3 protein-coding genes are annotated in these 2,444 nt (G+C 66.0%); all 3 read left to right on the top strand.

Features of this window, described 5'->3' with window-relative positions; all coding sequences use genetic code 11:
* On the top strand, positions 1-816 hold an 816-nt coding region (locus ACK8OU_RS20035), incomplete at its 5' end, for an acetate--CoA ligase family protein (RefSeq protein ID WP_410305095.1).
* Positions 816-2,213: an MmgE/PrpD family protein gene (locus ACK8OU_RS20030; protein WP_410305094.1), complete on the top strand. Its 1,398-nt coding sequence runs from the start codon at positions 816-818 to the stop codon at positions 2,211-2,213. The genes ACK8OU_RS20035 and ACK8OU_RS20030, both read left to right, overlap by 1 nt.
* A partial coding sequence (locus ACK8OU_RS20025; protein ID WP_410305093.1) for a hypothetical protein occupies positions 2,210-2,444 on the top strand: 235 nt, incomplete at its 3' end. The genes ACK8OU_RS20030 and ACK8OU_RS20025, both read left to right, overlap by 4 nt.

Here is a 2,444-nt window from a genome sequence, read left to right as displayed (position 1 = left end):
ACGCGTGAGGCCGGTATTGCGACATTCCGCACGCCGGAAACCTGTGCCGACGCTCTCGCCTCAGCCCTTCGCAGGCGCCCGCCGCGTCGGATTGTCGGCTGCGTGGGTGGCGTCGACGTTGCGCCACTGGTTGGCTTGGGCGCAGGGCAGGCTCCCCTTGCGGGGTCCCTTGAGATGGTTGCAGTCCTAGGTGCGCCGCCGCCGGCGAGCGCGACGATACCGGTGAAGGACATCTACGCAGCGCACGAGATGTCAGCGTCGATTTCATACCCGGCGGTTGCGAAGATCGTCTCCTCTGACATTCTGCACAAGACGGAGGCGGGTGGTGTGTTTGTCGGTGCGGGGAACGCCATGGAACTGGCGGAGGCGTGCGCGGCGATGGTGCGGCGCGTCGGAGAGCGCCGGCCCGATGCAGCCCTGGAGGCCGTGACACTTGAGACGCAGGAAATGGGCCTGACCGAAGCGATCGTGGGCTACAGGGTCGACCCGGCCGACGATCCGGCCGTCACCGTGGGCGCGGGTGGAGTTCTGGCCGAGATATACCGGGATGTTGCCATGCGTCCGGCGCCGGTCAATCGCCGGGAGGCGCAGGAGATGATCGGCGAAGTGCGCGCCTTCGCAGCGATCTGCGGCTATCGGTCCCTGCCGCTTGGCGACGTGGAGGCGCTGGCCGGTGTCGTGGAGGCGATATCGCGTCTGGCCTGCGTCACCGACGTCCAGGTGCAGGAAGCCGAGATAAACCCCGTGCTCGTAAAGCCGGAAGGCGCCGGGGTCGTCTCTCTCGACGCGCTGTTCGTCATCGGAGATCGCGGCTGATGATCGCTGGAGCTGAAAGCCCGACCAGACAGTTCGCAAAATTCAGCGCTGCATTGCGATACGAACACCTCGGCCCGGAGGAAAGACACGCCTGCGCGCGCCATCTTGTCGATACCGCCGGGGCCTGCGTCGCCGGTGCGACCAGCAACGTTTCGATCATCGCTGCAGGTCTTGCGCGGGAGATAGGCGGCTCGGGCGATATCCCGGTCCCCGGACGGCGGGACATGCATGATCGTCTGATGGCAGCCTGGCTCTGCGGAGCTGCCGCGCACGGGCTCGAAGTCGATGACGGCTATCGTGCGGGTTCGGTGCATCCCGGCTGTGTTGTTGTACCCGCACTCCTCACGGCCTCCGCCGGCAGCGAGGCCGATGGCCGCAGACTTATGGCAGCGCTGGCCGTTGGCTACGAAGTGTCCACACGCTTGGCCGAAGCAATTCACCCGGCCTCCCGTGACCGGGGATTCCACAACACGTCGATCGTTGGCGTCTTCGCCGCCGCCTGTGCCGTGGGCTCGCTTCGCGGGCAGGACGCCGCGACGATCGAGCAGGCCATGGGCATCGCCGCGAGTTCCGCTGCCGGCCTCTTCGCCTTTCTGGAGGGCGGGGGCGAGATCAAGCGGCTGCATGCGGGTTTTGCGGCGCGCGAGGGGCTGCTTGCGGCAATGCTCGCCGGACGTGGCATGACGGGTCCCAATGGAGTGCTCGAAGTCGCGGACGGCTTCTTTCAGGCCTTTGCGGGGTTGCCGGTCCCGGAAGCGTTGGGGGAGGGGCTTTGGCCCCGTAGCGCGGGAACGGCGCTGAACATCACGCGCTGCTACATTAAGCCCTATGCGTGTTGCCGACACATTCACCCGGCGATAGACGCCGTGCTGGACGTGATGGCAACCGAGTCGGTAGAAGCCGATGTCATCGCAGAGATACGTTCTGGCACCTATGCCATAGCCGCGAAGCACGCCCGAGGCGGCTGGGGCGACATGGCGTCAGCCCAGCTGAGTTACCAATTCTGCGTCGCAACCGCCATGAGGCACGGCAAGGTAACAATCGAGGCCTTCGGGGCACCGGCGCGCAGCGATCGTCAAACCAATGCTTATTGCGAATTGGTGAAGGTATCGGTCGACGAAGGCTGCCAGGCGACCTATCCGTCATTGCGGTCCGCGCGGGTCACAGTGGTGCTGAAGGACGGACGCAGCTTCGAGCGGTTCATCGACGAGCCCAGCGGCTCCGCGAGGCATCCACTTTCGGACCAATCGGTCGTCTCCAAGTTTGTCGAACTCGCCTCGCCTATTCTGGGGGAGGAGCCCAGCCGGGCAGCAGCCGAAACGCTCCTGGGCGCGCATCTCGCGACCCGCGCGGGGGATCTCGTCTCGTGTCTATTGCCCTCTGCGGCGCACGAATGAGCGCGCGGCCGCCCCATCTGATGCCGGTAGTGCTCCTTGCGACCACCGGCATGCACGCGCTCGCGGCCAACAGTCTTTTCATCATGCCGGCCATCGCGCCGGCACTGGCGGAGGCGATTTCCCTGCCGGCCGCCCTGATCGGCTACCAGGTGAGCATCGTCTATCTCGGCGCCATGGCGATGTCGGTGCTAGCCGGCTCCGTGTCGACGATGTTGGGACCAGTCCGAACCG

The organism is Pontitalea aquivivens (assembly GCF_046507575.1).
Taxonomy (GTDB): Bacteria; Pseudomonadota; Alphaproteobacteria; order Rhodobacterales; family Rhodobacteraceae; genus Pontitalea; species Pontitalea aquivivens.
Note: the sequence above shows the minus strand (reverse complement) of the source record. Positions and strands in the feature narration are given on the sequence as shown.